This window comes from Pseudonocardia zijingensis, assembly GCF_042657305.1.
Taxonomy (GTDB): Bacteria; Actinomycetota; Actinomycetes; order Mycobacteriales; family Pseudonocardiaceae; genus Pseudonocardia; species Pseudonocardia zijingensis.
The window spans coordinates 1-670 of the sequence record NZ_JBHSKO010000084.1 but is presented as its reverse complement, the minus strand read 5'-3'; the positions used below and the strand labels follow the sequence as shown (position 1 = coordinate 670).

The following is a 670-nucleotide window of genomic DNA, read 5'->3' as shown; positions in this document are numbered from 1 at the left end:
TACACCCAGGCCGACCTCGACACCGTCGCCCACGAACTCAACGGCCGCCCACGCAAGACCCTCGGATGGAAGAATCCCGCCCAGGCACTCGACGAGCTGCTCGTTGCAACAACCAGTTGAGACCGCCCAGTGCCTTCCTTCCTGGCTCTCAAGATCGAACCAGTCTTGGAAGACTCCGGCGAAGCGGGGGAACCTCACCGGTGGCCAGGTCCAGCGCGGCGAGCATGTGCATCACCCCGGACGTGCGGGTGTAGGTGGCCCGCTGACGGCGGGGCCGGCGCTTGGACCGCCAGGCCTTGCCCTTGCGGGGCTGCAGGTTCAGCGGCCCGAACTCGTCGACGCAGACGACACGCCCGTCGGCGGGCGGGTGGTCGTAGAGATCCAGGACCCGGCGCATCTTTCCGATGAAGTCCGGGTCGGTGGAGGCCTTCCAGGTGGTCGTGGTCTGCCAGGACACCCCACCCTGATGCAGGATCCGGCGCAGCGTCTCGCGGCTGAGCTCGGCCACGACACCCTCACCTAGGAGGTGGTCGCGCAGCTTGGCTAGTGCGTTGGCCACATACGTTCGCCGGGTTTGATCACGCGGCGGCCGCGGCTCGGGGGCGGCCCCAGCGTTGCTGGCGTTCGCTGCGGACACGGGCTCGTTCTCGGCGTTGCGCGGCCAGGACGT

General features: G+C 68.5%; 1 protein-coding gene and 1 pseudogene. One reads left to right on the top strand and one right to left on the bottom strand.

Annotation, left to right across the window (positions count from 1 at the left end; translation table 11 throughout):
* Window positions 1–120: pseudogene (locus tag ACFPL3_RS42035) on the top strand (IS30 family transposase); the annotation flags it as partial.
* Between the two features lie 28 nt (window positions 121–148).
* Here ACFPL3_RS42035 and ACFPL3_RS42030 read toward each other — a convergent pair.
* Window positions 149–670 (bottom strand): transposase (locus ACFPL3_RS42030; RefSeq protein WP_465269455.1); only part of this gene is annotated, 522 nt, incomplete at its 5' end.